The organism is Staphylococcus sp. 231237_7MaSpsaltlick, from assembly GCF_043107035.1.
Genome location: NZ_JBICNX010000002.1, coordinates 269,784 through 294,759, shown reverse-complemented (window position 1 = coordinate 294,759; position 24,976 = coordinate 269,784). Strand labels below are relative to the sequence as shown.

At 30.7% G+C, this 24,976-nt stretch carries 18 protein-coding genes and 2 pseudogenes; 13 read left to right on the top strand and 7 right to left on the bottom strand.

What is annotated here, in order from left to right; all coding sequences use genetic code 11:
- Window positions 1-441 precede the first annotated feature (441 nt).
- Together ACF91D_RS04445 and ACF91D_RS04440 are read right to left on the bottom strand one after the other, a co-directional pair.
- A complete protein-coding gene (locus ACF91D_RS04445; protein ID WP_327620898.1) occupies window positions 442-1,560 on the bottom strand; it encodes a 5,10-methylene-tetrahydrofolate dehydrogenase in 1,119 nt (372 codons plus the stop codon).
- A gap of 20 nt (window positions 1,561-1,580) precedes the next feature.
- Window positions 1,581-2,714, bottom strand: a complete 1,134-nt coding sequence (locus tag ACF91D_RS04440) for a hypothetical protein (RefSeq protein WP_107548886.1) — start codon at window positions 2,712-2,714, stop codon at window positions 1,581-1,583.
- 311 nt (window positions 2,715-3,025) lie between these two features.
- Here ACF91D_RS04440 and ACF91D_RS04435 point away from each other — a divergent pair, with 311 nt between their 5' ends.
- From ACF91D_RS04435 to ACF91D_RS04415, 5 genes are all read left to right on the top strand, one after another.
- Window positions 3,026-3,868 carry an MBL fold metallo-hydrolase gene (locus ACF91D_RS04435; RefSeq protein WP_327620899.1) on the top strand — a complete coding sequence of 281 codons (843 nt, stop codon included), beginning with the start codon at window positions 3,026-3,028 and terminating at the stop codon, window positions 3,866-3,868.
- Between the two features lie 118 nt (window positions 3,869-3,986).
- On the top strand, window positions 3,987-5,138 hold the full coding sequence (locus ACF91D_RS04430) for an alcohol dehydrogenase catalytic domain-containing protein (RefSeq protein ID WP_069793263.1): 1,152 nt from the start codon (window positions 3,987-3,989) through the stop codon (window positions 5,136-5,138).
- Between the two features lie 107 nt (window positions 5,139-5,245).
- Window positions 5,246-6,271, top strand: coding sequence for an NAD-dependent formate dehydrogenase (locus ACF91D_RS04425; protein ID WP_327620900.1), 1,026 nt, complete (start codon window positions 5,246-5,248; stop codon window positions 6,269-6,271).
- 16 nt (window positions 6,272-6,287) lie between these two features.
- Entirely contained in the window at window positions 6,288-7,157 is an 870-nt protein-coding gene (locus tag ACF91D_RS04420) for an SDR family oxidoreductase (protein ID WP_101050690.1), read from the top strand.
- A gap of 526 nt (window positions 7,158-7,683) precedes the next feature.
- Window positions 7,684-8,445 (top strand): MerR family transcriptional regulator, encoded by a 762-nt coding sequence (locus ACF91D_RS04415; RefSeq protein ID WP_039067220.1) that lies wholly within the window; start codon window positions 7,684-7,686, stop codon window positions 8,443-8,445.
- Window positions 8,446-8,529: 84 nt separating this feature from the next.
- Here ACF91D_RS04415 and ACF91D_RS04410 read toward each other — a convergent pair whose 3' ends face one another.
- Window positions 8,530-8,679: a FeoB-associated Cys-rich membrane protein gene (locus ACF91D_RS04410; RefSeq protein ID WP_080750262.1), complete on the bottom strand. Its 150-nt coding sequence runs from the start codon at window positions 8,677-8,679 to the stop codon at window positions 8,530-8,532.
- Window positions 8,680-8,691: 12 nt separating this feature from the next.
- Window positions 8,692-9,078 (bottom strand): annotated as a pseudogene (locus tag ACF91D_RS04405) (nucleoside recognition domain-containing protein); the annotation flags it as partial.
- A 397-nt stretch (window positions 9,079-9,475) separates the two neighbouring features.
- Here ACF91D_RS04405 and ACF91D_RS04400 point away from each other — a divergent pair.
- The gene (locus tag ACF91D_RS04400) at window positions 9,476-9,772 is read left to right on the top strand and encodes a hypothetical protein (protein WP_392436557.1); all 297 of its coding nucleotides are present in this window, start codon (window positions 9,476-9,478) and stop codon (window positions 9,770-9,772) included.
- A gap of 247 nt (window positions 9,773-10,019) precedes the next feature.
- Entirely contained in the window at window positions 10,020-10,919 is a 900-nt protein-coding gene (locus ACF91D_RS04395; protein WP_327620901.1) for an ABC transporter substrate-binding protein, read from the top strand.
- Window positions 10,920-10,999: 80 nt separating this feature from the next.
- Here ACF91D_RS04395 and ACF91D_RS04390 read toward each other — a convergent pair whose 3' ends face one another.
- Window positions 11,000-11,833 (bottom strand): aldo/keto reductase, encoded by an 834-nt coding sequence (locus ACF91D_RS04390; RefSeq protein ID WP_069793258.1) that lies wholly within the window; start codon window positions 11,831-11,833, stop codon window positions 11,000-11,002.
- Window positions 11,834-12,049: 216 nt separating this feature from the next.
- Here ACF91D_RS04390 and ACF91D_RS04385 point away from each other — a divergent pair, with 216 nt between their 5' ends.
- On the top strand, window positions 12,050-13,471 hold the full coding sequence (locus tag ACF91D_RS04385) for an APC family permease (RefSeq protein ID WP_039067215.1): 1,422 nt from the start codon (window positions 12,050-12,052) through the stop codon (window positions 13,469-13,471).
- A 237-nt stretch (window positions 13,472-13,708) separates the two neighbouring features.
- Here the strand turns inward: ACF91D_RS04385 and ACF91D_RS04380 are convergent, their stop codons facing one another.
- The gene (locus ACF91D_RS04380; RefSeq protein ID WP_039067213.1) at window positions 13,709-14,386 is read right to left on the bottom strand and encodes an SDR family NAD(P)-dependent oxidoreductase; all 678 of its coding nucleotides are present in this window, start codon (window positions 14,384-14,386) and stop codon (window positions 13,709-13,711) included.
- Window positions 14,387-14,537: 151 nt separating this feature from the next.
- Here ACF91D_RS04380 and ACF91D_RS04375 point away from each other — a divergent pair, with 151 nt between their 5' ends.
- Window positions 14,538-15,092, top strand: coding sequence for a TetR/AcrR family transcriptional regulator (locus tag ACF91D_RS04375; RefSeq protein ID WP_101050693.1), 555 nt, complete (start codon window positions 14,538-14,540; stop codon window positions 15,090-15,092).
- Window positions 15,093-15,122: 30 nt separating this feature from the next.
- Here the strand turns inward: ACF91D_RS04375 and ACF91D_RS04370 are convergent.
- Window positions 15,123-15,274: pseudogene (locus ACF91D_RS04370) on the bottom strand (recombinase family protein); the annotation flags it as partial.
- A gap of 416 nt (window positions 15,275-15,690) precedes the next feature.
- Between ACF91D_RS04370 and ACF91D_RS04365 the strand changes: the two are divergent.
- The 4 genes from ACF91D_RS04365 (at window position 15,691) to ACF91D_RS04350 (ending at window position 24,270) form a co-directional block, all read left to right on the top strand.
- Window positions 15,691-16,437, top strand: a complete 747-nt coding sequence (locus ACF91D_RS04365) for an SDR family NAD(P)-dependent oxidoreductase (RefSeq protein ID WP_069793255.1) — start codon at window positions 15,691-15,693, stop codon at window positions 16,435-16,437.
- 246 nt (window positions 16,438-16,683) lie between these two features.
- Window positions 16,684-21,060, top strand: a complete 4,377-nt coding sequence (locus ACF91D_RS04360; protein ID WP_327620902.1) for an amino acid adenylation domain-containing protein — start codon at window positions 16,684-16,686, stop codon at window positions 21,058-21,060.
- Between the two features lie 667 nt (window positions 21,061-21,727).
- Window positions 21,728-23,647 carry a coiled-coil domain-containing protein gene (locus ACF91D_RS04355; RefSeq protein WP_069793253.1) on the top strand — a complete coding sequence of 640 codons (1,920 nt, stop codon included), beginning with the start codon at window positions 21,728-21,730 and terminating at the stop codon, window positions 23,645-23,647.
- Window positions 23,648-23,751: 104 nt separating this feature from the next.
- A complete protein-coding gene (locus ACF91D_RS04350) occupies window positions 23,752-24,270 on the top strand; it encodes a hypothetical protein (protein ID WP_039067208.1) in 519 nt (172 codons plus the stop codon).
- Window positions 24,271-24,976 lie beyond the last annotated feature (706 nt).

Sequence of the window (24,976 nt, the reverse complement as noted above, 5' to 3'; positions counted from 1 at the left end):
GGGATTCTAGGTAGTTTTTACTATAAAGAACGTAAAATATTGTTTATTAATTATATCAATGATTAAATTGTTTAATTTATCATATGCTATATAGGTGTTTTATTACTCGTTTTATAAGAAGTATTAATCATTTTAAATTCCCTCCTTTGAGGTTTTTAAAAAAATAATATTTCACCACCTTATTAATATTCCCAACAATTATTTTATTAAACATTTAAAGTTAAGGGTGAAATAACTTACAGTATATTTATATTCAAAATTTAATAATATAGAAAATTATGAATGGTATAAAACAAGATAGCGCATTACTTTTTGGGCATCACAAGTTTCAATAATATTAGAAAGCAGAGAAATGAGTTTAACGATAAAATATAATTGTTTTAGCTAGCTTATTGGTTAATTAAAGTAATAGTAAGAATTTATGCTTAATTTTATAGGATTTTATTTTTCAGACTTTTTGTTAACGATATTTTCGTATCTAGATTGTTGTCTGTAACTAAAGGTACTCTCTTTTACTAACTTCTCATTTGTTAAACCTACTCCTACTGCGCCAGCTACTGTAGCAATAGAAGCAGCAAGCCAAGCAATTTCTATATATTGTATAAAATCTGCAGGTCCTGAAGTTCCTATTGTTTTTCCTATAAAATCAGCAGGCAAAATGGTTAAACAAGTTATTAAAAATAAAATAAATAAAGTTATATAGTAAATCGATACTGATATGAAAAGTGTAATTAGCGTCGTAAAATTATATAGTTTAGAAATGTGTTTTTCTCCTTTTCCAGCAGGGATGTCCCATAATTGATGAGCTAAAATAATCCATATCAATATTGCAAATATAGAGGCAAAAGAAAGAGATAATAAACGTAATTCTGAAAAAATATAACTTAATTGCCACAGTGTTGTGAAAATTAAGCCAAAAGCACCTGTGGTAAAAGATAAAGCAAGTGAACTCGTAAGAGTTTTCATCATGTTTAAAGGTTTGTTAACTGAGACCATGCCAGAAACTAATTGTAATTTACCGATAAAAGAAGGGAATATTAAATAACGAATATGATAAGAATCAGTGTCCTCTATATAGACAGTTTTTCTTTGTAGTCGTTTAGATGGAAAAGCGTTTTGACTATAATATTTGTTATTGTATTCGTTACCCTGTTGATTATTATCATTACTGAGATAGTAAACTTCTTTCATAGCGTATAATATAGCACGCTCTACTCTTTTACGTATAGATCCCCACCCAAAAGCAGAAACAGAAAGCAAAATTGTTTTACTTTTCTTGTTAATATCAGCAGCTATAACTTTTTTTTCATCAAGTATAGGTAAATCAGTTAAGTTGATTACATATGACCAGTTATTTTCTTTTGCATAACTTTCAGTGTTTGTATATAAATCAATAAAATTTTTTGCTGCGCCTGTTATAGAATCTTTTATCACTTCTACTTCCCATTCTATTGATGAATCAAATTGTGAAGAGAGCAAACTAGGAAGCGTTTCATAATACTTATCTGCTAGCTTTTTTGCTAAATCAGGGGCTGTCAGTATACCGACTTTTTTCTTCATTGTAATTACTCCTTCAGATTTTATGTTTTGATTTTATGCGTTTTTTTTTGTTTTTCAGTTTTTAATGATGTTTCCTCTTTTTCTAATTGGCGTTGAATTCTTTGCTTACGCCCTCTTTGTCGGCTTGTATAAGTAATCTCTTTCATCGTATTTTCTCCTTCCATAACGGAGCCTAATGCACCTGCTAAAAGACCAGCAGAGGATATGAACCAACTTAAACGTAAATAATTGCTTACTGAATAACTTTCTGTTGCGTTTCCCCAATTTTTAAATAAATCGTCAGGTACAAAGAAAATTATGCTAGTTAGTAATAACAGAAAAAGAATAATATAACTTAAAAGGAATAAACAAAACATAGTTAACAATGTAGTAATGTTATAAAGATACCGGTATTTTTTTTCTGTTGCTGAAGAAGGGAATTCCCAAAAATTGTGAGCGTAAACTAACCAGCCAATCATTCCTATTAGCGAAAGCGTCATAAGCAGTATAAATCTTTGCCATTCATAGACTAGGCTTAATTGCCAAGGCGTAGAAAATATAGAAATATAAGTGCCCGTTGCTACCCCGAGAGCAATTATCTTTTTGAAAGAAATAATTGCTTTCCATGGCTCATTTGCATATGTCATACCTAAAATTATTTTCAAAACACCTAGAATGGTAGAACTATAAACATATCTGTGGTTAGTTGTAGTTTTCTCTTGAGGAGTTACTTCATTAACTTTTAAAGAAGACAATTTTTTTAAAGGAGAAGTTTTATGTTCAGAATTCATATACATGTCTATTATGACATCCATAATTGTGGAGCGTAGTTTACGTTTTAATCTATAGATCCCTAACGCAGGTAAAGAAATAAGTGCGGTTTGTTTCTCAAAATTAACATCTGATATAACGCTTTTATTATTAGAAAAGCTTGGTAAATCAGTAACACATATAGAATAGTCTAATTCACTTTTTTCTTTACGTTTATATGCGTAATCAATGCATCTATCTACATATTCAGCGCTACCTACCACTGTATTTGACTCTACTTTAAATTCGAAGCTAACTCCTGAAATTCTTTTCTCTAAGAGTTCTGGTAGTATATTTATAAATTTATTTGTCAATTTTTCTGGCATATTAGGAGCAACGGTTAATCCAACTTTTATATGTTTCAATCTACTCCCTCCTTTTTTAATAATTAAAATATAGGTAATATAAATAGTTTAGTTAATTGAATTTGTAAATATATTAGTTATATAACCTTTTGTAAAGTGAATAAACAGGAGGCTGTAAGGGGATAAAGTACCTATTATTAAAATAGAATAATTCTATACTTAGATTAAAATAAATAAATTCAAGTATTTATTTTGATTGTGAAGGGTAAATTATTAATATAATTGATTGAATTAGCGGTCAATTTCTTAATCTAACTTTAAAATTCTCTGCAAATATGGAAATAGCATTTAAATAAAGAAGGTGTGATATTATGGTTGGAAATATGAGCTATGGTAAAGATTATAAATTTATTCCAATAACTTCAATAGAAAATAAGCAAGGTATTGAAGTTACTAATGATTTGTATCAATATACAACGCAAATTGTAAATATAGTGATGTATGGTCATTCTAAAAATGATTTCGTGCTTATAGATACAGGAATGCCAAACTCAGCTCAATCAATTATCGAAGAAGTAGAAAAAAGGTTTGGTCCAGGTAGTCGTCCACAAGCAATTGTTTTAACACATGGTCATTTTGACCATGTTGGTGCAATTATTGAGTTGATTAACTATTGGGATGTCGTAGTATACGCACACCCTTTAGAAATACCATTTTTAACTGGTAAAGTTAATTATTTAAAACCTGATATCACTGTAGAAGGTGGCTTGCTTGCAAAAACATCATTTATATTGCCGAATACAGCAATTGATTTAGGTAATCGTATCAAAGCGCTTCCTGAAGATTATAGTGTGCCACATATGTCGGATTTTCAATGGATACACACACCTGGACATTCTCCAGGTCATGTTTCTCTTTATAGAGAAAAGGACGGAGCACTGATTGCGGGAGACGCCTTTGTAACTGTAAAACAAGATTATCTATATCAAGTGTTAACGCAACAAAAGAAAATTTATGGGCCACCGAGATATTTCACTACAGATTGGGAGTCAGCTTTTGACTCTATAAAAAAGTTAGAAAGCATACAACCTAAGATAGCTATAACAGGCCACGGCTTACCTATGAAAGGTAAAGAACTTACAAAGAACCTAAATTATTTAGTTAATAATTTTGATGATATCGCTCTTCCAAAACATGGTAAATATTTAGAATAAAAAATAATTCATTTAATATAAGTGGAAGCTTGTCACTTTTTTAAAATAATCGTCAGTTTACTTATTTCTCCTAAAGGGTAATATTTAAATATTCTGAAAATAATGAAGGAGTGTTTATATGAAAGCAGTAACTTTTCAAGGCAATAAATCCATGGAAGTTAAGCAAGTAGACGATCCTAAAATTGAAGAAACGACAGACGCAATTATTAAAATTACGGCTTCAGGTATTTGTGGCTCTGATCTTCATTTATATCACCAAGGTGATTTAATGTTGGATTCAGACTTTGTTATTGGTCATGAACCTATGGGTATTGTTGAAGAAGTCGGTAAAGACGTAAAAAAACTTAAAAAAGGTGATCGTGTTGTGATTCCTTTTAATATAGGGTGTGGTGAATGTTACTATTGCACTCATGAAATGGAGTCGCAATGTGATAATTCAAATAAAGAACCAGCAAGTTGGAAATTGGATAACGGCGGATTATTTGGCTTTGGTCAAATGCACGGTAACCATTGGGGTGGCCAAGCAGAATATTTAAGGGTACCATACGCAGATTTTTCTTCTTTTGTTGTTCCTGACAGTAATATGAAAGACGAGCAAGTATTATTTTTATCTGATGTAGTACCTACTGCTTATTGGAGCGTAGAGCATTCTGGCGTCAAGTCAGGTGACACTGTGGTAGTTCTTGGTTGTGGTCCTATAGGACTTATGGCTCAAAAATTTGCCAAGCTTAAAGGCGCAAAGCGTGTTATCGGCGTGGATAATGTAGAACATAGACTACAACATGCTAAACAATATAACCAAGTAGAAGTTTACAATTTCGATAATGAAAAAGAAATTGGCAAACTACTTCGTGAAACTACACATGGCGGCGCTGATATAGTTATTGATTGTGTAGGGATGGATGGTCAAGTCCAAGCTTCTGAACGTAAATTAAGTTCAAATTCTTCCCAACGCGGAACTATTAGTCCAATTCATACTGCTGCCGAAGCGGTAAGTAAATTCGGTACAATTCAATTAACAGGTGTTTATGCAACTCCAGTAGACGATTTTCCACTTGATCTTATCTTCAATCGTGATGTCCAAATTAAGACAGGACAAGCTCCGGTTATACACCTCATGCCAAAATTATATGACATGATTCAAGAAGGCACATTTAACCCCACTGAAATCATCACACATACAATGTCATTAGATGACGCACCTCAAGCTTATGAAATATTCGATGAAAAAAGAGATAACAATATTAAAGTAGTTTTAAAACCTGAATAAGTTTTGTTGAATCGTTCTTGAACTATGTGAATATATTAAAAATAGTTTGAGTAGGCCAATAGAGACATTTCCATGATACAAAGACAAATAAAAAGAGGTAGATAGTTATGAAAATAGTTGGCTTATTCCCTTCAGATCCTAATGCGGAAAGTGAGAATCAACTTTTAAATGATAAATATGCATTAGGTATTAAATCATTTATAGATAATAAAAAACACGAATTTGTAGTTGTTAATAGTGATGAAGAAATAGAAGAGCATATTGAAGATATGGACGTTGTTATTAGTTCTCCATTTTTACCTGCGTATATAAATAAAGAAAGAATTGATAAGGCTGAAAATCTCAAGCTAGCTATAACTGCCGGCGTAGGTTCAGATCACGTTGATTTAGAAGCGGCAGGTGAAAATGAATTAACAGTAATAGAAGTGACTGGATGTAATACTGTAAGTGTCGCTGAACACACAGTAATGGATCTTTTAATATTGATGCGTAATTTTATGGAGGGACATCGTCAATCTTATGATGGAGAATGGCATTTATCAAAAGTGGGTGAGCATGCGCATGATATTCAACATAAGAAAATAGGTATTTTTGGTTACGGACAAATTGGAGAATTGGTTGCTCAACGCTTGCAACCTTTTGACGTACAAGTACAGCATTTTAGACGTTCTAGTCAAGAAGATACAGCATATTCGAAGTATGTGAACTTTGACGAATTAGTATCTACAAGTGATGCGTTAGTAATTTTATCTCCATTAACTACAGAAACCGATGACTTATTTAATTATGATGTATTGAGTAGAATGAAAAAAGGTAGCTATTTAGTTAATACTGCACGAGGTAAGATTGTTAATAAAGAAGATTTAGTTGAATTGGTTAATGCTAAACATATCCAAGGATATGCTGGAGATGTTTGGTACCCGCAGCCTGCACCTCAAGACCACCCTTGGAGAATTATGCCACGTAACGCTATGACAATCCACTATTCCGGTATGACATTAGAAGCACAAAAACGTATTGAAAATGGTGTGAAAAACATCTTAACTAACTTTTTTAATGATAAAGCTTTTGACGAAAAAGACGTTATTGTTTCAGGCGGTGACATTAAAAATAGTAGTTACAAGTCAAAATAAAGTGGAGGTTTATCGAATGAATTTAACTGAATTTCATAATGAAATTAGAGGCTATACGCAAGATAGACAACCGGGCATTGAGAGCCAAATGGATCCCAGACCGATTAGCGAATTTAAAGAATATAGAGCTGGTGGTAAATTAAATGGAAAAGTAGCACTGATTACCGGGGGCGATTCAGGCATAGGGCGTTCTGTTGCTATTCTATTTGCTAGAGAGGGTGCAGATGTAGCAATTGGCTACTATGATGAAGAAAAAGATGCTGAGGAAGTTATAGGAATAATAAGATCATTAGGAAGATCTGCTAAAGCTTATAGCCATGATTTAAAAAATGTTGAGGATTCTAAAAAGTTAGTTGAAGATGTAGTTAATGATTTTGACGGCCTAAATATTTTAGTGAATAATGGCGGAGTACAATATCCAAAAGATGAATTTCAAGATATAACTGCTGAGCAAGTTAAAGAAACATTTGAAACTAATATCTTTGGTATGATATTCCTTTCTCAAGCAGCATTGCCACATTTAACTTCGGGAGACACGATCATTAATACAACAAGCGTAACAGCGTATAATGGATCAGCTGAATTAATCGATTATTCCGCAACTAAGGGGGCGATTGTTGCTTTTACACGTTCTCTAGCTACAACTTTAATGGAGAAAGGTATTCGTGTTAATGGCGTCGCTCCTGGGCCAATATATACGCCATTAATACCCGCTTCTTTCAGTAAAAGTAAAGTAGAAGTTCATGGTGGTAATACGCCAATGGGCAGACGTGGACAACCAGCTGAATTAGCACCTGCTTATGTATTCTTAGCTACATTAGCAGATAGCTCTTATGTCACTGGTCAAGTCATTCACGTGAACGGTGGAGGATATATGACTTCATAACTAGAAATATAAAGGTAGAGGGGAAAATCAGTGCTGATTTTCCCCTCTACCTTTATTAATGTATAAGATGATTAGTCTAAATGAAGTCTGTTATGCTCTTCTAGAGTATTAATATGAGCAAAGTATTTTTTACATATTATAAAACCAATGATTATCAATGTAATAATACTAATAAGAGTTAATAATTTTTTCATTTTATCTCACCCTTTACTTTTGAATTTATTTTGAAAAATTTTGTAGCGATTATAATTTTGAATTCGTATTTGCGTTCGTATAGGCATAAAAATAAAAGGCTTAATAGTGCTCTTTTAATATTTTCCCACTCACGTAAATGTTAATCAGATTTTAAAAATTAATATTATTTTCTAGGAAATAATTAGCTATATAAGTTTACGTAAATATATTAGAAACAGGCTAAAATTGAATCAATATCATGAATAACAGGTAAAAGTATATAAAAATAAAATTACCTATTGAGGTTTACGTTACGTAAGGGTGTAAAGTGAATTTTGAAAGGAGGTAAAGGATGTCATATACAGTCAGTCAATTAGCTAAAATATCTGGCGTAAGCAATAGGACTTTACGTTACTATGATCAAATAGGTTTACTTAAGCCAGCTAGAATTAATGAATCTGGATATCGTATATATGAACAAGAAGAAGTCGATATACTGCAACTAATCGTATTTTACCGTGAGTTAGAGGTCAGTTTAGATGAAATTAAAGAGATTATCCAACAACCAACATTTAATAGGATGAAAGCTTTAGAAAACCATTATTATAACTTAAAACAACAACGTGAACGCCTCGATAAAATTATTCAAACAGTTGAAAAAACGATTGCTAATAATAAAGGAGAAATTATCATGAAAGATAAAGAAAAATTTGAAGGATTCAAAGAAAAAGTTATTAAAGAAAATGAAACAAAACATGGAAGAGAAATCAGAATGCAATATGGAGATGACCTCATAGATCAAAGTAATAAAAAATTTAAGAATATGACACAGGCAGATTACGATGCTTGGAAAAATTTGGAAAAAGAAATTATCGATTTGCTATCTGAAGCGTATCAAACAGGTGACCCATCTTCCGAACTTGCACAAGCATTAGCAGCAAAACACAAAGCTTGGCTCATGTATACATGGCCTGAATATTCTAAAGAGGCTCATGCTGGACTAGCAGAAATGTATGTTAACGATGCTGCTTTTACTGATTACTATGATAAATATGTAGAAGGCGGTACACAATTCCTCAAAGAGGCCATTTTAGTATTCGTTGGCAAAGCATGAGTATACCAAAAAGTTAATGAGCATAAATTATTAAAACGCCGCGCACTAGATAATTTTTAATATTTAGAGTGAACGGCGTTTATTTTAGTTGATTTTGTGGTCAGTTATGCAGCCTTCTTTTGAATCACATGAGTTACACTTTCCAGATTTAGATTTTTTAATAAATCTAGTGAGTGTATATACGGTATAGCTGAATATTGCCGAAAATACAATAATATTTATTAAAATTGTCATAAGCTCACTTCCTCAAATAAATATATGACTAATCTGATAGAAAACGAACGATAATATATAGGCAGCAATTAGAGGATATGCAACTGCTAGTATAGTCCATTTAAGTGAATACGTTTCTTTTCGAATAGTAGCTACGGTTGATAAACAGGGTATATACAATAATATAAATATCATAAATGCATATGCAGATAATGGTGTGAATTGTTCTTGAATAATATGGACTAATCCTGACTCATCGGAAGCATAAATAATCGCCATTGAACTGACAATAACTTCTTTAGCAAGGAATCCAGGAATCAAAGTTGCCCCAGCTTGCCAAGTACCGAAGCCTAATGGTGCTATGAAAATGGCAAAGAAGCTACCGATTGCATGCAAAAAGCTTTCGTTAATATCTACATTACTCTTTCATAATAATAATCATTATCAATTATATATTTATATTTGAAGCATTAGAAGTCGTTAAAATATTGTATTTATGAAAACTTTCTTAAACATTTTTGAATAAGACATATATAAACTGAAATAGTAAAAAAGAGATTATTTCGTAATCCATAATTATTTATGTAAATGGGTATAGTATAGTGAGCAAAGATGTTGTATTTATCTGAGTGTAATAATACACTAAGGTAAACACCAATTTTAATAGTTAACTATATGAGATTTGTAAATATAACGCGATACATAATAATTAAAGTCAACTAAGTGTATTTGAAGTCAATCTAATTCTAGAAGCAATGTGATGTTTATATGAGCAGTAATATATTTTTAAATACGCATTAAATTAGGAGGGATTCAAATGATTATTCGTGAAAACAAATGCATTAAAGTGAAAAGACTGAATGAAACACGGTCAAGTGGGATATCTGTCATGATTGAGGAAGGTGGCTTAGGCGCTGATCAATATTATCAAATAGAAAAGCAAAATGCTAAAACCTCTGAAGAACACTTACATCAATTTGAACATGAAGTTAGCGAAAAAAGTGATATAGAACTTGTTGAATTATTGATTATTAACGCCCAAGAAAGTACCAACAGAGAATATAGCGAAGCATTAAAAGTAATTAAATTAGAGTTATTAAAACGTATGGAATAAGCTTATCGCAAAAGTGGTTGGGAGTTACACCCCAGCCACTTATTTTTTGTGTTCATGAGTTAATAAGCTTGTTACTTCAGTATATTTAAAGCAATCTATTTAACAGTTGGATTAACAAAAAATATAAAACCACAAACTATTAAAATTCACTATTAATTTTAAAATCAAAATAAATATATTGCTAATTATTAATGGTAAGCATAAAATATAGTTAATAGTGATAATCATTATCAATAGGAGGGGTTTAATGAAGCAATTAGTAACTTTTATTATTTTAGCAGTATTGCTACTCACAGCATGTAGTAATGAGTCAAAATCAAATGGAGAAGAAAGTACGAAAAGTTATACGTTAGACAGTGGTAAGAAAGTTGATATACCAAAGAATCCAAAGCGCATTGCGGTGGTAGCTAATACATATGCAGGTGGCATAAAATATTTAGGCGGTAATATTATCGGTGTTACTAAAGACATAGAAAAGAGTAATGTTTTAAAAGAGAAATTTAAAAATACTGAAAAATTAAATGAAAATGATGTGGAAAAAGTTGCAAAACTTAAACCGGATTTAATTATTATTGATACTACTGACAAAAATATTAAAAAATACCAAAAAATTGCGGCAACTATACCAATCGAATACGGCAATAAGGATTATTTAGATACACAAATTGAATTAGGAAAGATACTTGGTAAGGAGAAACAAGCTAAAACTTGGGTGGAAAAATGGAAAGCTCAAACTGCTAAAGATTCTAAAGAAATCAAAGGACATATAGGAGAAAACGCAACAGTTTCAATTTTTGATGATTTTAGCAAAACCATCTATGCATTTGGCCCGGAATGGGGACGTGGTGGAGAAGTGTTATATCAAGCATTTGATTTGGATATGCCGAGATCGTTAGAAAAAGTAATTAAAAAAGATGGTTGGAAAGAGTTATCACAAGAACAATTACCGAAGTATGCTGGCGACTATGTTGTCACGATGAGTGAAGGTAAAGCTCAACCAGAATTTGAGAAAACAAATATGTGGCAACAAATTCCGGCTGTTAAAAATAACCATATTATTAATGTAAAAGCCGAAACTTATTGGTACAATGACCCGTATTCATTAGAATTTCAAAGAAAAGAACTTAAAAATAATTTAATGAAATAACAAATAAAGAAAGAGTGGAACAGCAATCATATATTGTAAAGATGATTGTCATTCCACTCTATATAAATATAGTTAAACCTTTATCCGTTAAACTCTGTAGGGTTTGGACCAATTCTTTTATCTTGATTTAAAGCATCAATACGATTAATTTGTGCTTCGGTTAATGAAAAATCAAAAACATTTATATTCTCTTCAATTCTATGTGGCGTCACAGACTTAGGAATTGTAACAACACCATGTTCAATGTTCCATCTGATTACGATTTGCGCAGGTGATTTTCCAGTTTCATCAGCTATGGCATTAATCGTTTCATCTGTAAGAATTTCAGCATTCATTAAAGGTGACCAAGATTCCATTTGAATAGATGCTGAAGCTAAATAGTTTCTTAATGACTCTTGTGTAAAGTATGGATGGAATTCTACTTGGTTAATAACTGGTTTAATAGTAGTTTTTGCTTCTAACAATTCTAATTGTTCAATCGTGAAATTACTAACACCAATATTTTTAACTTTACCTTCGTTGTATAATACTTCCATACCTTCCCAAGTTTCTAACATGAGTGATTCATTTGTACCGGGCCAGTGGATGAGATATAGGTCTAAGTAATCTAAACCAAGATTGCTCAATGACGTTTCATAGCCTTCTTGCACGTTATCTTTACCATAGTTATTTAACCATAATTTAGATGTGATAAATAGGTCTTCTCTTTGAATACCTGCCGCTGCTATACCTTCTTGTATGCCTTGTCCAACCATTTCTTCATTAGCATAAACTAATGCTGCGTCAATACTACGATATCCGTTGATAATTGCATGCTTTACCGCATTTTTTGCTGTGTCATCATTTTCTACTCTAAAGACGCCTAATCCGAGTTGTGGCATTGTGTTGCCATTATTAAAAGTTATATTTTGCATCATTATGCTCCTTTTTATTAAATGAATTTTAGTAAAATATTACCTATGAACGCCATTTTAAACCTCTTATTAGGAATATGTAAGTACGCACTTTAAAGTAACCTAGGTAAAATTACTTAAAAATAATGATTCTTTTTAAAATGGCATGTACAATAGTTTCAAAAATCATTATACTTAAAAACATGTTTGTTTTAAAAAAAGCTAGGAGATATAAAAATGAATTTGTTACATAGAATACTGCGTAAAGAAGATGTATCGCGCTATCAAAATAAAGATGCGCATTTAGAACGTACACTTCGCGTTAAGGACTTTTTAGCATTAGGTGTTGGAACGATTGTTTCAACTGCTATTTTTACATTGCCAGGAGTTGTGGCTGCGGATCATACGGGACCTTCCGTCAGTCTATCCTTTTTAGTTGCGGCAATTGTAGCTGCGATGGTTGCATTTGTATACGCCGAAATGGCAACTGTAATGCCGTTTGCAGGCTCTGCATATACTTGGATTAGTATATTATTTGGAGAATTTTTTGGTTGGATTGTTGGTTGGGCGTTAATCGCTGAATATTTAATTGCAGTATCCTTTGTAGCCTCTGGTTTTTCTGCTAATTTAAGAGGGCTATTAGACCCCTTTCATATTTCGCTACCTAATTCACTTTCAAATTCATTAGGTACTGACGGCGGGGTAATAGATTTGATAGCAGCAATTGTCGTTGTTATCACTGCTTTATTATTGTCTAGGGGTACTTCAGAAACAGCACGCGTACAGAATATATTAGTCGTGTTAAAAGTGCTAGCAATTTTCCTATTTATAATAGTAGGTTTATCTGTGATAGATATTGGACATTATGTACCGTTTATTCCTGAATATAAAGAAACTGCAGCAGGTGCTTTTGGTGGTTGGCAAGGTATTTATGCAGGTAGCTCTGTTATATTTGTTGCTTACATTGGTTTTGATTCTATTGCTGCCAATTCTGGTGAAGCTATTAATCCACAAAAGACAATGCCTAGAGGGATTTTAGGATCATTACTAATTGCTGTGACATTGTTCGTCATTGTAGCATTAGTGCTAGTTGGTATGTTTGATTACAGTGAATATAAAAACAATGCGGAACCAGTTGGATGGGCATTACGTACAAGCGGTCATGGTACTATTGCAATTATTGTACAAGCCATTTCTGTCATTGGTATGTTTACTGCATTAATTGGTATGATGCTCGCTGGTTCACGTTTACTTTACTCATTTGGTAGAGATGGTATCCTTCCGTCTTGGTTAGGTAAATTGAACAATAAAAACCTACCAAATCGCGCTCTAGTCGTATTATCTATCGTTGCAGTAATTGTTGGGTCTGTATTCCCATTTGGGTTCTTGGCACAATTAATTACAGCAGGAACATTAGTAGCCTTTATGTTTGTAACGGCGGGTATTTTCGCTTTACGTAAACGAGAAGGTAGAGATTTGCCATTACCAGCATTTAAATTACCGTTGTATCCTGTTATGCCAATACTTGTCTTTATTTGTGTATTTGCAGTATTTTGGGGATTAAGTGGACAAGCTAAATTCTATACATTGATTTGGTTTGTCATCGGTATAGTATACTACCTGTTTTATATTATTAAGACCAATGGACAACAAAAATAGTTAGATATAAATGTTAAAATATAATACTAAAATGTATACTCTAAACTGCCTTCAAGTTATTGACTTGTATGGCAGTTTTTTGTATAAAAATCCCCCTTACTATAAAAAGTAGTGAGGGGGTTAGTGCATCTATATAAGTACCTTGATAAATGCGTTAAAACATTCTAATACAGTAAACTGCAAAAGTACTTAATTAATATAAGAGTATAGTGTTAGCATTTAAGTGCGATATACTAATTAGGAAATATCAGATTGTTTAAGGTTCTTTGGAAATGTTTCTTCAAACTTTCCTTTTTTGTTGTATAAATTATACCAAGCTTCCGCAATAAAATTGGGATCGCCTACTGTTCCAGATTCTATTACTGTCCCGATCGCAATATGTCTGATAAATATGCCTTTATCTTCCAGTTGAGTGTAGAGATTTTCAGCATAATTACGCAAGCTAGCGCCTATAATTCCAGCATTTCCAGCAAAAGGTAAAGGGAATATTGTAGATGCACCAGTAGTAAATAGAATTGCCCCTCTTCCTTTATTTATCATATCTGGTAAAACTTCGTTAACTAACTGAATTGATGGAAATAGATAAGTTTTTAACATTTCTGATACACTCTCTGGCGTAGTTTCTAATATATTTGTAAATTTATCTTCTTTTGCGTAAGGGCTAAACTCTATGACATCAATCGAACCAAACTCTCCTTTAATTCTGTGGATAGATTGTTTTAATGATTCCAAGTTTGTGATATCTGCTATAAAAGTTTTTGCCTCAATGTTTAAATTACTTAGCTCTTCTTGAATAACTTTTAATTTCTCGGCATTCCTAGAAATAGCTGCTACTCTAAATCCTTCAGCACCAAATTTTTTAGCTAGAGATAGTCCTAATCCAGTACCTGCGCCTACAATGACTAATGTTTTCAATTTAAGGAGCTCCTTATCTATGATATATTAAAACAACAAAGTGTTGCTTTAAGTAAAATATACAATTTATAAAGTGATATAACAATCAACAAACCATGCTTAAATGTTGCTATAGCAACAAGAACTTTAAATTGTTGAGGAGATGATTCAAATGGCAGAAAAAGTAAAAAATTTAAGAGTGACACATACGAAACAATCATTGATTAACGCCTTTTTTAGTTTAGTAGATAAAAAAGATTTTGAGAAAATAACAATAGCAGATATCACAAAAGGGGCCAAAGTAAATAGAGCAACGTTTTATGCGCACTTTGAAGATAAATATGACTTAATAGATTATGTTATGGAAGGTTTTGCTACCGTTTCTATTAATAATTACGTTCCGGAAAATATGGTTTTTAACCAAGAAAATATAGCTCAGCTTATTTTAGCAGTTCATGATTTTTATCAAGAACCTAATATTGAATGCAGAAGTAGCTATGCTGGATTAGCATTACCTCAAATGAGAAAAAAAATACTAACCGAGTTGAACATTGTTTTAACAAAAAGTTTGAAAGGTGTTTATGAAGATAATGAAAAAGAAATATTTGTGCCTATTTTTGCACAAATGGTTCATGAAGCCGCATTACAGTTAGCTGATAGTAATAGTATGATAGAGAAGGAAGTATTAGCTAAGAAAATTGCCTTATTTATAGTTGGAAGAGTTTAACCTTTTATTATGGTAGTGTAATGAAGGTCAACCGCCTTTTCTTCCTCTTGTTCTTGCAGATTTTATCTTTTTTAGTTCGTTCACTTAATAAGTTAATTTCGAGTTCCGCGAATGTATGGATCATAGTAAAATATTTTATACATCGCATCTTTCCCATAAGTATTTATACTAATAATATGTAAGCATTGTTTTTATTCACTTCATTGGAACGTTTATGTCGTCGTAGTTCCTATTTAATAAGTATCCTAAAAAATCAAAGCAATAAAATTTTTATGATAAGTAAATATGAGGTTGATTATAAATTTCATTCTTTAAAAGGGCTAATTCATTTTCATGTGGGTTAGCTCTTTAAATATTTTGTTGGTGACTATTATTTTCTTTTATAAACATTCTCTTTGTAATAGTACTATATACAAAATTTGCTTTTATTACACTTTGAATAGTTTCCTATTGTTTTTGATGATTTTAATAGTATATAAAAATATATTTTTTATTGATTGGTAAATATATAAAAAATGATTTATAACTGATTTTTATGTTATTATCGTGATTGTCATTGATATTTCGTTTTTAAAATATAATTAAAAGGAGTGTTAGTGTGGATAATAAGCATTACATTATTACTGGGGGAACCAGTGGTTTAGGTTACTCTATCGTAAAAGCATTGCTTAATAAAGGATGTAAAGTTACTATTCTATCGCGAGATTTATATAAATTTAATCAAATTGAATTATTTAAAAATAACAAGAATGTTCAGGCTATAGAATGTGACTTATTAAATATTGAAGATTTAAAAATATTGGAGCGTAAATTAAGCCATGATATAGACGGTTTTATTCATTGTGCAGGCTTGAGTTATATAGTAAATATGTCTTCCATTTCTATAGAGCAAATGGATGAAATTTATAAAATTAATACAATTAATTTTTCTATTTTATTGAATGTTTTACGAAAATTTTTTGTTGAAGAACCAACAATTGTAGGGATTTCCAGCTTTGCTTCAGTAATAACAGATAAAGGTACTGGTCATTACGGAGCTTCTAAAGCGGCATTTTCTCAAATATTAAACACTTTAAGAATGGAGGAACCAAAGTACCATGTTCTTGTAGTAAATCCAGGACCAATAGATACTCCTTTTTTAAAGAAAGCAGATTTGCATGGATTATATAAAAATATGAATAAAACGTTTATATTAAATGCTGATAAATTAGCAAAAACTATAGTAAAAGGTATTCAAAAGCAAAAAGAGGAGATAAACAAGCCTCAACTTGTTCATTATCTTTTAAAATTATATCAAATATCGCCATTATTTTTGAAGAAAAAATTACACAAATACTTGGCCTGAAAAGAAAAAAGTAACACAGTTTGGGATGTAGTAATCCCAAAGTAAAATAAAACTTGCCGTTCTTTAGTTACCGAAAGGTATTTATGTTGCAAAATCCACTTATGTAAATACTTTTGTTCTATTTAACTATACTTATTTGAATATATGATTGTAGTAAGGATTATAAAGAATATCATCATAAAATAATGTGCAAATGTATGTAATTACATGTTATATACATTGATTAAAATTATGGAGGTAAAATTAGTGAGAGAGTATATATTATCTGAAGCGCAACATGAGATTATTCAGTTAGAAGAATATTATGAAAATACTAGTATTAATAATATAGCAGCAATGGTTACTATTAAAGATAATGTTAGAATAGAAGAAATTGATAAATCACTAAACAATTTAATAAGAAAACATGAGAGTTATAGAATTAAAGTTAAAAAATTGAATTCTGAATATAAACAATATATTGATGAATATAAAAGAAAAGACTTTGAGTATATTGATTTTTATAATAATAAAAAGGGTTATGATGAATGGATTACTACACAGATAGAATCAAATATATTTGCCTTCAATAGCGAATTATTTAAGTTTGTAATTTTAACTCAACCTAGTGGAGATATTGGAATATTACTATTACAACATCATATTATTTCAGATGGGTGGAGTATGACCATAGCTGGGAATACGTTATGTGAATCATTAATTTACGGAAAAAAAGAAGAGAGTTTTGAATTTACGTATTTAGACCACGTGGAAGAAGAAATAAATTATAAAAATTCATCTAGATTCGAAAAAGACAAACAATTTTGGGTTAAAAAAGTGGAAAATTTAGAAAATAATGAGTTGTTTGAAAATAATATAAATAATAGTGCTCGAGGGGGCAGGCTAAATTATAGTCTTTCAGATATATACACACATAAAATTATGGACTTTTGTAAAAGTAACCAATTAAGTATTAGCAATTTGTTTTCTGCTGCTATGTTGATTTTAAAGTATAAAAAAAATTCAGTAAATAAGAATTCGATTGGATTAATATTACACAATAGAAATACGCAATTTGAAAAGCAAGTGACAGGAGTCTATTCAAGAGTGCTACCCATAATAGTGGAAATGAATAAGAACTTATCTATTAATGAATTTTTAAAGTTAATGAAAAATGAAACGTTCAAGGTGTTGAAACATAGAAAATATCCCAATAGTTATATAGTGGAACATAGTAAAAATGCAAAAGGTTTATTAGACTTTGTAGTATCATTTCAAAACACTCAGCATAATCCAGATTTTATTAAAAAGGGGTACTCAGAAAAATGGTTAGACCCTGGCACAACAAATGTCCCATTAGGTCTAAATATAAGTAATAGAGATGGAGAAGACACCCTCGAAATAGATTATAATTATCAGCTAGATCTGGTGAGTGAAAAGACAGTCATGAATTTACACTCAAATATTATAAAAATTTTAAATGTAATTCTAGAGAATCCACAACAAAAAATTAGTGAAATTGAGACTATTACAGATGAAGAAAAAACGCTCATTTTACATGACTTTAATGATACACAAGTAAGTATGGATAACACGAAACCCTTTGTGGACGTTTTTGAAAGCCAAGTGAAAAAAACACCAAATAATAAAGCAGTTACTTACGAAGGTGAAAGCCTTACTTATCAAACATTAAACGCTAAAGCAAACCAAGTCGCGCATCAATTACGACGCAATGGCGTTAAACCGAATAGCTTAGTAGGTGTAATGACGAATCGTAATTTGGAAATGATAGTTGGGATATATGGTGTTTTAAAAGCTGGTGGCGCTTATGTGCCAATTGATCCAGAATACCCGAGTGAGCGTATCAATTATATTTTAAGTGACAGTAAGCCCAATACGCTATTAACAGATAGAGCTTTAGACACTTCTATTGAGTTTAATCAATCGGTTATAAATTTAAAGGAAGACAATAGTACATCAATACAACCCACAAAGAATTTATCGCATGTCACTAGTATATCTGACGTGATGTGTATTATTTATACTTCTGGCACTACAGGTAAACCCAAGGGTGTTAAGATAACACATAAAAATGTTATGAATAATCTCAATAGAAGGATTAAGAGATTTGGTATTAATAGTAAAGATAACATATTATTTAAAATGCCATTTACATTTGACCCGTCAATTTGGGAATTATTTGGATGGGCTTTAGTTGGTGCACAAGCCACATTGTTACCTTCGGGTAAAGAAGGTGACTCAGAAGTGATTACATCATTAATTCAGACATCAAAAGTGTCGATAGTTGTCTTTGTACCTTCTATGTTTAACCCGTTTATTCATTATATTCAGTTAACTAAACAAACGGACGTACTTTCTAGCTTAAGGTATGTCTTAGTTGGAGGCGAAGCAGTGAAGCCAGAGTTAGTTAATCAATTTAATAAATGGATTGGTAAAGTGAATAATACTCAATTAATCAATGTTTATGGTCCCACCGAAACTACTATTGATGTGACAAACTTTAGTTTTGAAAATAACGTTATTTATGAAACTATATCTATTGGTAAACCTATTGCGAATACACAAGCATATATTATGGACGAAGATAATAACCTCATGGGTATTGGTACTCAAGGAGAGCTTTGTATCGGAGGAACAGGTGTGACTGAGGGTTATTTAAACCGCCCTCAATTAACAAAAGAAAGGTTTATTGATAACCCCTTTGGTAAAGGGAAATTATATCGTACCGGTGATTTAGCGAAATGGCAGGAAGATGGAAATATTATATGTTTAGGGCGTATCGATGATCAAGTGAAAATACGTGGTTATCGCATTGAACTTGGTGAAATTGAAAGTGTTTTACGCAAAAATGAAAAGCACACAGATGTTGCTGTCATTGCCAAATCAATGGGAGATGGGGATATAGCGCTTTGTGCTTACTTAGTCTCAGAAGAACAACTAAACTTTGAAAATATTAAAAGAGATTTAAGCGAAAGGTTACCAAATTATATGGTCCCAACATATATAACTCAAATTGAAAAAATACCTGTCACAGATAATGGTAAATTAAATAAAAGGCAGCTACCTGAAATTAAGGTTGAAAGCAAAGTATATGTTGCACCTAAAGATGATACAGAAGTAATGCTTACCCAAATATTTGAGAACATATTGAGTATTGAAAGTGTTGGGGCAAATGATAATTTCTTTGAAATTGGTGGTCATTCACTTAATGCTTTGAGAATTATAAATGAAATAGAGAATAAAAGCGGTGTTCGTATACCAGTCACAGTAATTTTTGAAAATCCAACGGTTATACAATTGGCTAAAATTATAAACAAAAGTAATGCAGACAGGAATATACGAAACATACCAAAAGCTGAAGATAAACTATTTTATTCTATATCTCCGATCCAACAGGATATATATACATTGAATAAAATTGCTGGTAAACAAACAACAACATATAATATGCCTGGAATATTTAAAATAAAAGGTAATTTAGATATTAAACGCATACAGTATGCTTTTCAAACTTTAGTTAATCGACATGAGGTATTAAGAACACGTTTTGATACAATTGATGGAGAAACTGTTCAGATAATTGAAGGTAATACACAAATTAGTGTAGACTATGAAGAAAAATCAACAATTGATTATGATAGACTTTTACAAGATTTTGTAAAACCATTCAATTTAAAAATGGCGCCGTTGTTAAGAGTTAAAATAGTGAAATATGATGAACAGCGTTATATATTATTATTTGATATCCATCATATCATTTCAGATGGAGTCACTATCTCTCATATAATTAATGAATTTTCAAAATTATACCGAGGTCATAACTTAGGAAACATGAAGTTACAGTATAAGGATTATAGCGAGTGGATTAAAAATTATGATTTAACCGAGCAACGCAAATTTTGGTTATCACAGTTTGAAGATAAATTACCTGTTTTAGATTTACCCTTAGACTATCCTAGACCCAAACAACAAACTTTTGAGGGCAAAACAATTACTGTAAACTTGGCTAATGAAACGAAAAAAGCAATGGAGAAACTTGCACAAACAACTGGTAGTACTGACTATACAATATTACTAACATCGCTAATGATATTGATGAGTAAGTATACTAATCAAGAAGATATAGTAATCGGTAGCCCTTGTTCAGGACGTACATTTAAGGATACGGAAGAAATAGTAGGTCCGCTTTTTAATAAGCTTGCTTTACGCGGTTATCCAAAAGAAAATAAATCATTTAATCAATTATTAACAGAAATTACTGATTTATCTTTAAAAGCTTTAGATAATCAAGATTATCCTATTGAACAATTGAAAGAAGAAATTATTAAAAAATATAAGTTAACTCGTAACACATTGCATGATGTAACATTTTCATTTCAAAATATAAATAATCAGTTATTGCACATAGATGGTTGGGAAATTGAACGTAAAGAAACTTTCGATACAAACGTTAAATTTGATTTACACATGACCATCGAAGGTGATGAAGTTTACAAAGTGTCTTTAAAATATGCAAGTGAGTTATTTTCTTCATCAACGATCCAACGGATGTTGGAAAAGTTTATAAATATATTAGATAGTGTTATAAAATACCCAGAACAAAAAATAAGTGAAATAGAGTAAAAGATTAACTAAAATAGAACACATTAGAATTGTGTTTTATATCAATTTTTAAAGTAAGTTAAAATTGATGTTAAAACGACAAAAGTCCGGGACATAAATTAATGTCTCGGACTTTTGTCGTTTTATGTTTTTGATTAAGGAAGCTCTTTATTGTTGTGAAACCAAATTAGATTTCATTGGCGAACATTTCCTGAAAGCGCTGCTTAACCTTAAATATTTCTGTAATTAATGAAGTAGTTGGTCGAAATTCATTTGATAATTTTTATACTTGTAAATTTTTACATATAACGGCAACTACTCCCTTTCGCAACTAAAAAACATTTATGTTTCGAGTATTGTATAAAAATAATTACAAATATCGTAAATCAATAATTAAAATACATGTTTTTATTCAAAATATTAATATTACAACTTTAATTAATATGTTATCATCTAAATATGATAGTTAGTAATAATTCATTAGAGAAAATATTAAAAAATATATAAGTTCGTTTTTTGGTATGTTTTGGTTGTTCAGAATGGAATATCATTTTATCAGCTGACTAAATTATTATTAAATATAATCTTGTGAATGTAATAATTCAATCATTTTATGATTTCTTTACTATCGATTAAGTATTATTCAAAACATTTTTAAACAATAACTCGAATGGAAGGATGACATGTAATGAGCAATAACGTTTTAGATATTAGTTCTTTAGAAATAGACCATGTACTTGCAGGAGAAACCGAAATATATATTGTTCCAATCGTTGCCCCGGTATTGAGAAAGGGAGATTCTAAAGGGAATGCTGTTGACTCTTTCAAACAAATTTTAGGTTCTTCTAAAATTGTGCAATCTTTTGATGTGACGATAGACCATAATGATGAAAATGAGCCATTCAAAATATTCGAAGATCGAGAATACTGTATCACAGATTTAACTTCCTTACATAATATAAAAGAGGTTAAACACCCTGACTGTAATTTTGGTTTAAGACTTTATATACCTCATGAAAATAAATCCAAACTAAAAGTTATAAACAATGACATTTTAAAAGAAATCAATATTGCTAATTTTGATGTTTCAGATTTAAGTAAAGGTTTAAAATTTGAAACATTACACCCACTGAAAGACGCGATTATAGAACAAATTCAAAATAAAAATGGAGCTAAGAAAAAATTGTTTAATGAGAATAAGAAAAAACAAGTTATATCTATTAATAAAAACGAAGATTCTTCAGATATACAATTTTTAAAAAGCAACCTATATAACACACTTGATTCACTTATAGATAAAGTGTATTTAGATGATGAAAATTTAGTGTTTAGAAGTATTGTTGATGACAAGGGTTATAATGAAGAAATATTACCTACTTATCGAAAGCTTGAACAATTAACTGAAGATGACTTTAACAAAGCCAAAAATGATAAATTAGCAGTTTTAGAAAAAAAGAGAGAAGATATTATAAACAGCATCTTTAATCAACTTGTTAATGATTTGTGGAGCAAAAGTATTGAAGCGGATAAAATGCGTAATTATAAATCAAATGATTCTCAATATCATAAAACATATACACAAATTGAAAGTAAATTACAAGAAGATTTAGGAGTTATTCCAAAAAAAGTTGAAGAACAAACTAAAAAATTAGAAAAAGATTTTGAAACAAGTAAAAATGAGCGTAGCGAAAAAGCACGCCGAGACATGGAAGAAAAAATTGAAAGAGAAGAAAGACCGATTTTAACAAATCGTATCCGTGAATATGAGAAGACATTATCAGACAAAGCCAAAAATGCTTATAATAATCAAATTAAAGTATTAGATGCCAATGTCAAAAACGATTATGATTTGCATATTACTAAAATTGTCGATGACATCGTTCAAAATCATCAAGAAACAATAGCTACTAAAAAGTCGGAACTTCAAGATGTTATGGAAAAAGATGTGGAGACATTAGTACAAAAAAGAAGTGAGGATGTTGACAAGCTTAGAGGTGAAATTAGTAAGTTAGAGCAAGATTTAATTCATAATGAAGCAACATTTAATGAACGTTTAGATTTAGCAGTGAATCAAAAAGTAACTGATTATGAATTAAAAGACTCACAAATGACAGATGAAATTAATTGGTTAAGGGTAGAATTAGAAAAATCAAAAAGAGAAAGTGCGGATAAAGATGAATCAATCCGTTCTAAAGAAATGGAACTTCAAAATAATAGAAGTCATCTAGATCGCTTAAATCAACAACTTGAACAAAGTAATCAAACAAGTTTAAGTATCTCGGCACGTGCTATGGAAATTAAACAACAAGCTCTAAGTTTTTCAAACAATGATTCAAATCAAGCAAATTTTAATAAAGTTGCTGGGCCAGAGAATATTGATGTAGGTAACTTATTAGATGATGATGCTGAAAAAGCAAAACGCTATGAACGTAGGAAAAAACCAACGTTCTTCACTTGGTTAAGTGGTCTCTTTTTATGTGCGGTGTTAGGTTCAGGTACTTTATTTGGTAGTCATGTAGCCAATAGCCAAGAAAAACAAGATAATAACAAAGAGACTCAAACTAAAGTTCAAAATTCACAAAAAACAGAATTATCACAAAATAAATAATAATGTTTAGAAGCACCTATTGTTAACAAATAGCAGACTCAATGGATAAGTGAATGCTAACTTAGTAACACGGATTAATATTAAACAATACGGGAGTGGAAACAATGAACCAACAAAAGTTAGAAGAATTGAACCGGCTGGCAAAGGGCACAGTAAAAGAGAAAAAAATTGCACTTACATTTGGTTATCAGCCAATCATCGAAGCACTAAAAAATGATGATAATAAAGAAGTTTCAGAGTTTGCGCAAACGATGGATGCTAACAAAGATTTGAAATTATATAAAAATAATCTTCACTATAGGCGCTCCAAAGAACAATTTCAAAAAGATTTGAAACAAGCAACACAATATATGTATGCTACTTTAATATTAATAAGTATTGCTATAATATCTATATTTATTGCTGTGATTATCTTCTTTGTTAATCCAACTGCGAATGTGTCATTATTTATTACAATTACAGTGTTAGCGTTATTAGGGTCACTTGTTACAGTTTTACTTTCCAAGCGAATTGGAGTTTCCTATAATAATAGCAAGCGATCATTGGCAAGGTCCAAATATTTACTTAATATTTCACAATCTAATTCACAATCGCTACAAGCACAAATCAACAACAATGAATAGGGCTAATCTGAAAAGTTAGAAAACCATATTTAGGATGACGCCAACCTTAAGCATAAAAACATTGATGAGTAGTTAGCTACAGAAGTTTGACTAACTATTTATATTAACGTACTGACATTCCAATAATAAAAATAAAGGGATAATACCTTACTAAAAAACTGAAATCAGTCAAACAGATAAGTTTATAATTATAACATGAATGGTCGAATTTATAGCTACGCTATGAATTTGACCATTTTTTAATGATTTCAATTTCTCTATTTAAACAGTTTTGTATTTATGTAGTTTTTTACTTTTACTTCTTCATGCTCCTTTCCAATTCTTTTGGTTTTCTAATTTGTAGCGTATAAGCCTCTGGATGAGAAGAATATATTTTATTCAATAAAGGAGTATACCAATATGTATGGGTCATTTTTCAAGTTATAAGTAACACGCATTCTAGAATATGTTTTATTTATAAAATTCACTTTGTTTCAATATATATTTGATTGTTATCTTATTTTGCTAGTTAATATATTTGGGATTTAGGGTTTAGTTCAAACTTAAAATAAACAATTAAAAAATAATATTAAATAATTTAAGGACGCACTATATTTATTATGCTTATTTTTGATATAATAAAATCGTTAATTAAATAATTGTAAATTATTACTAAAGTTTCACGCTTTTAATAAAGTCATATTATTTATCGAAAAGAGTTATGTAA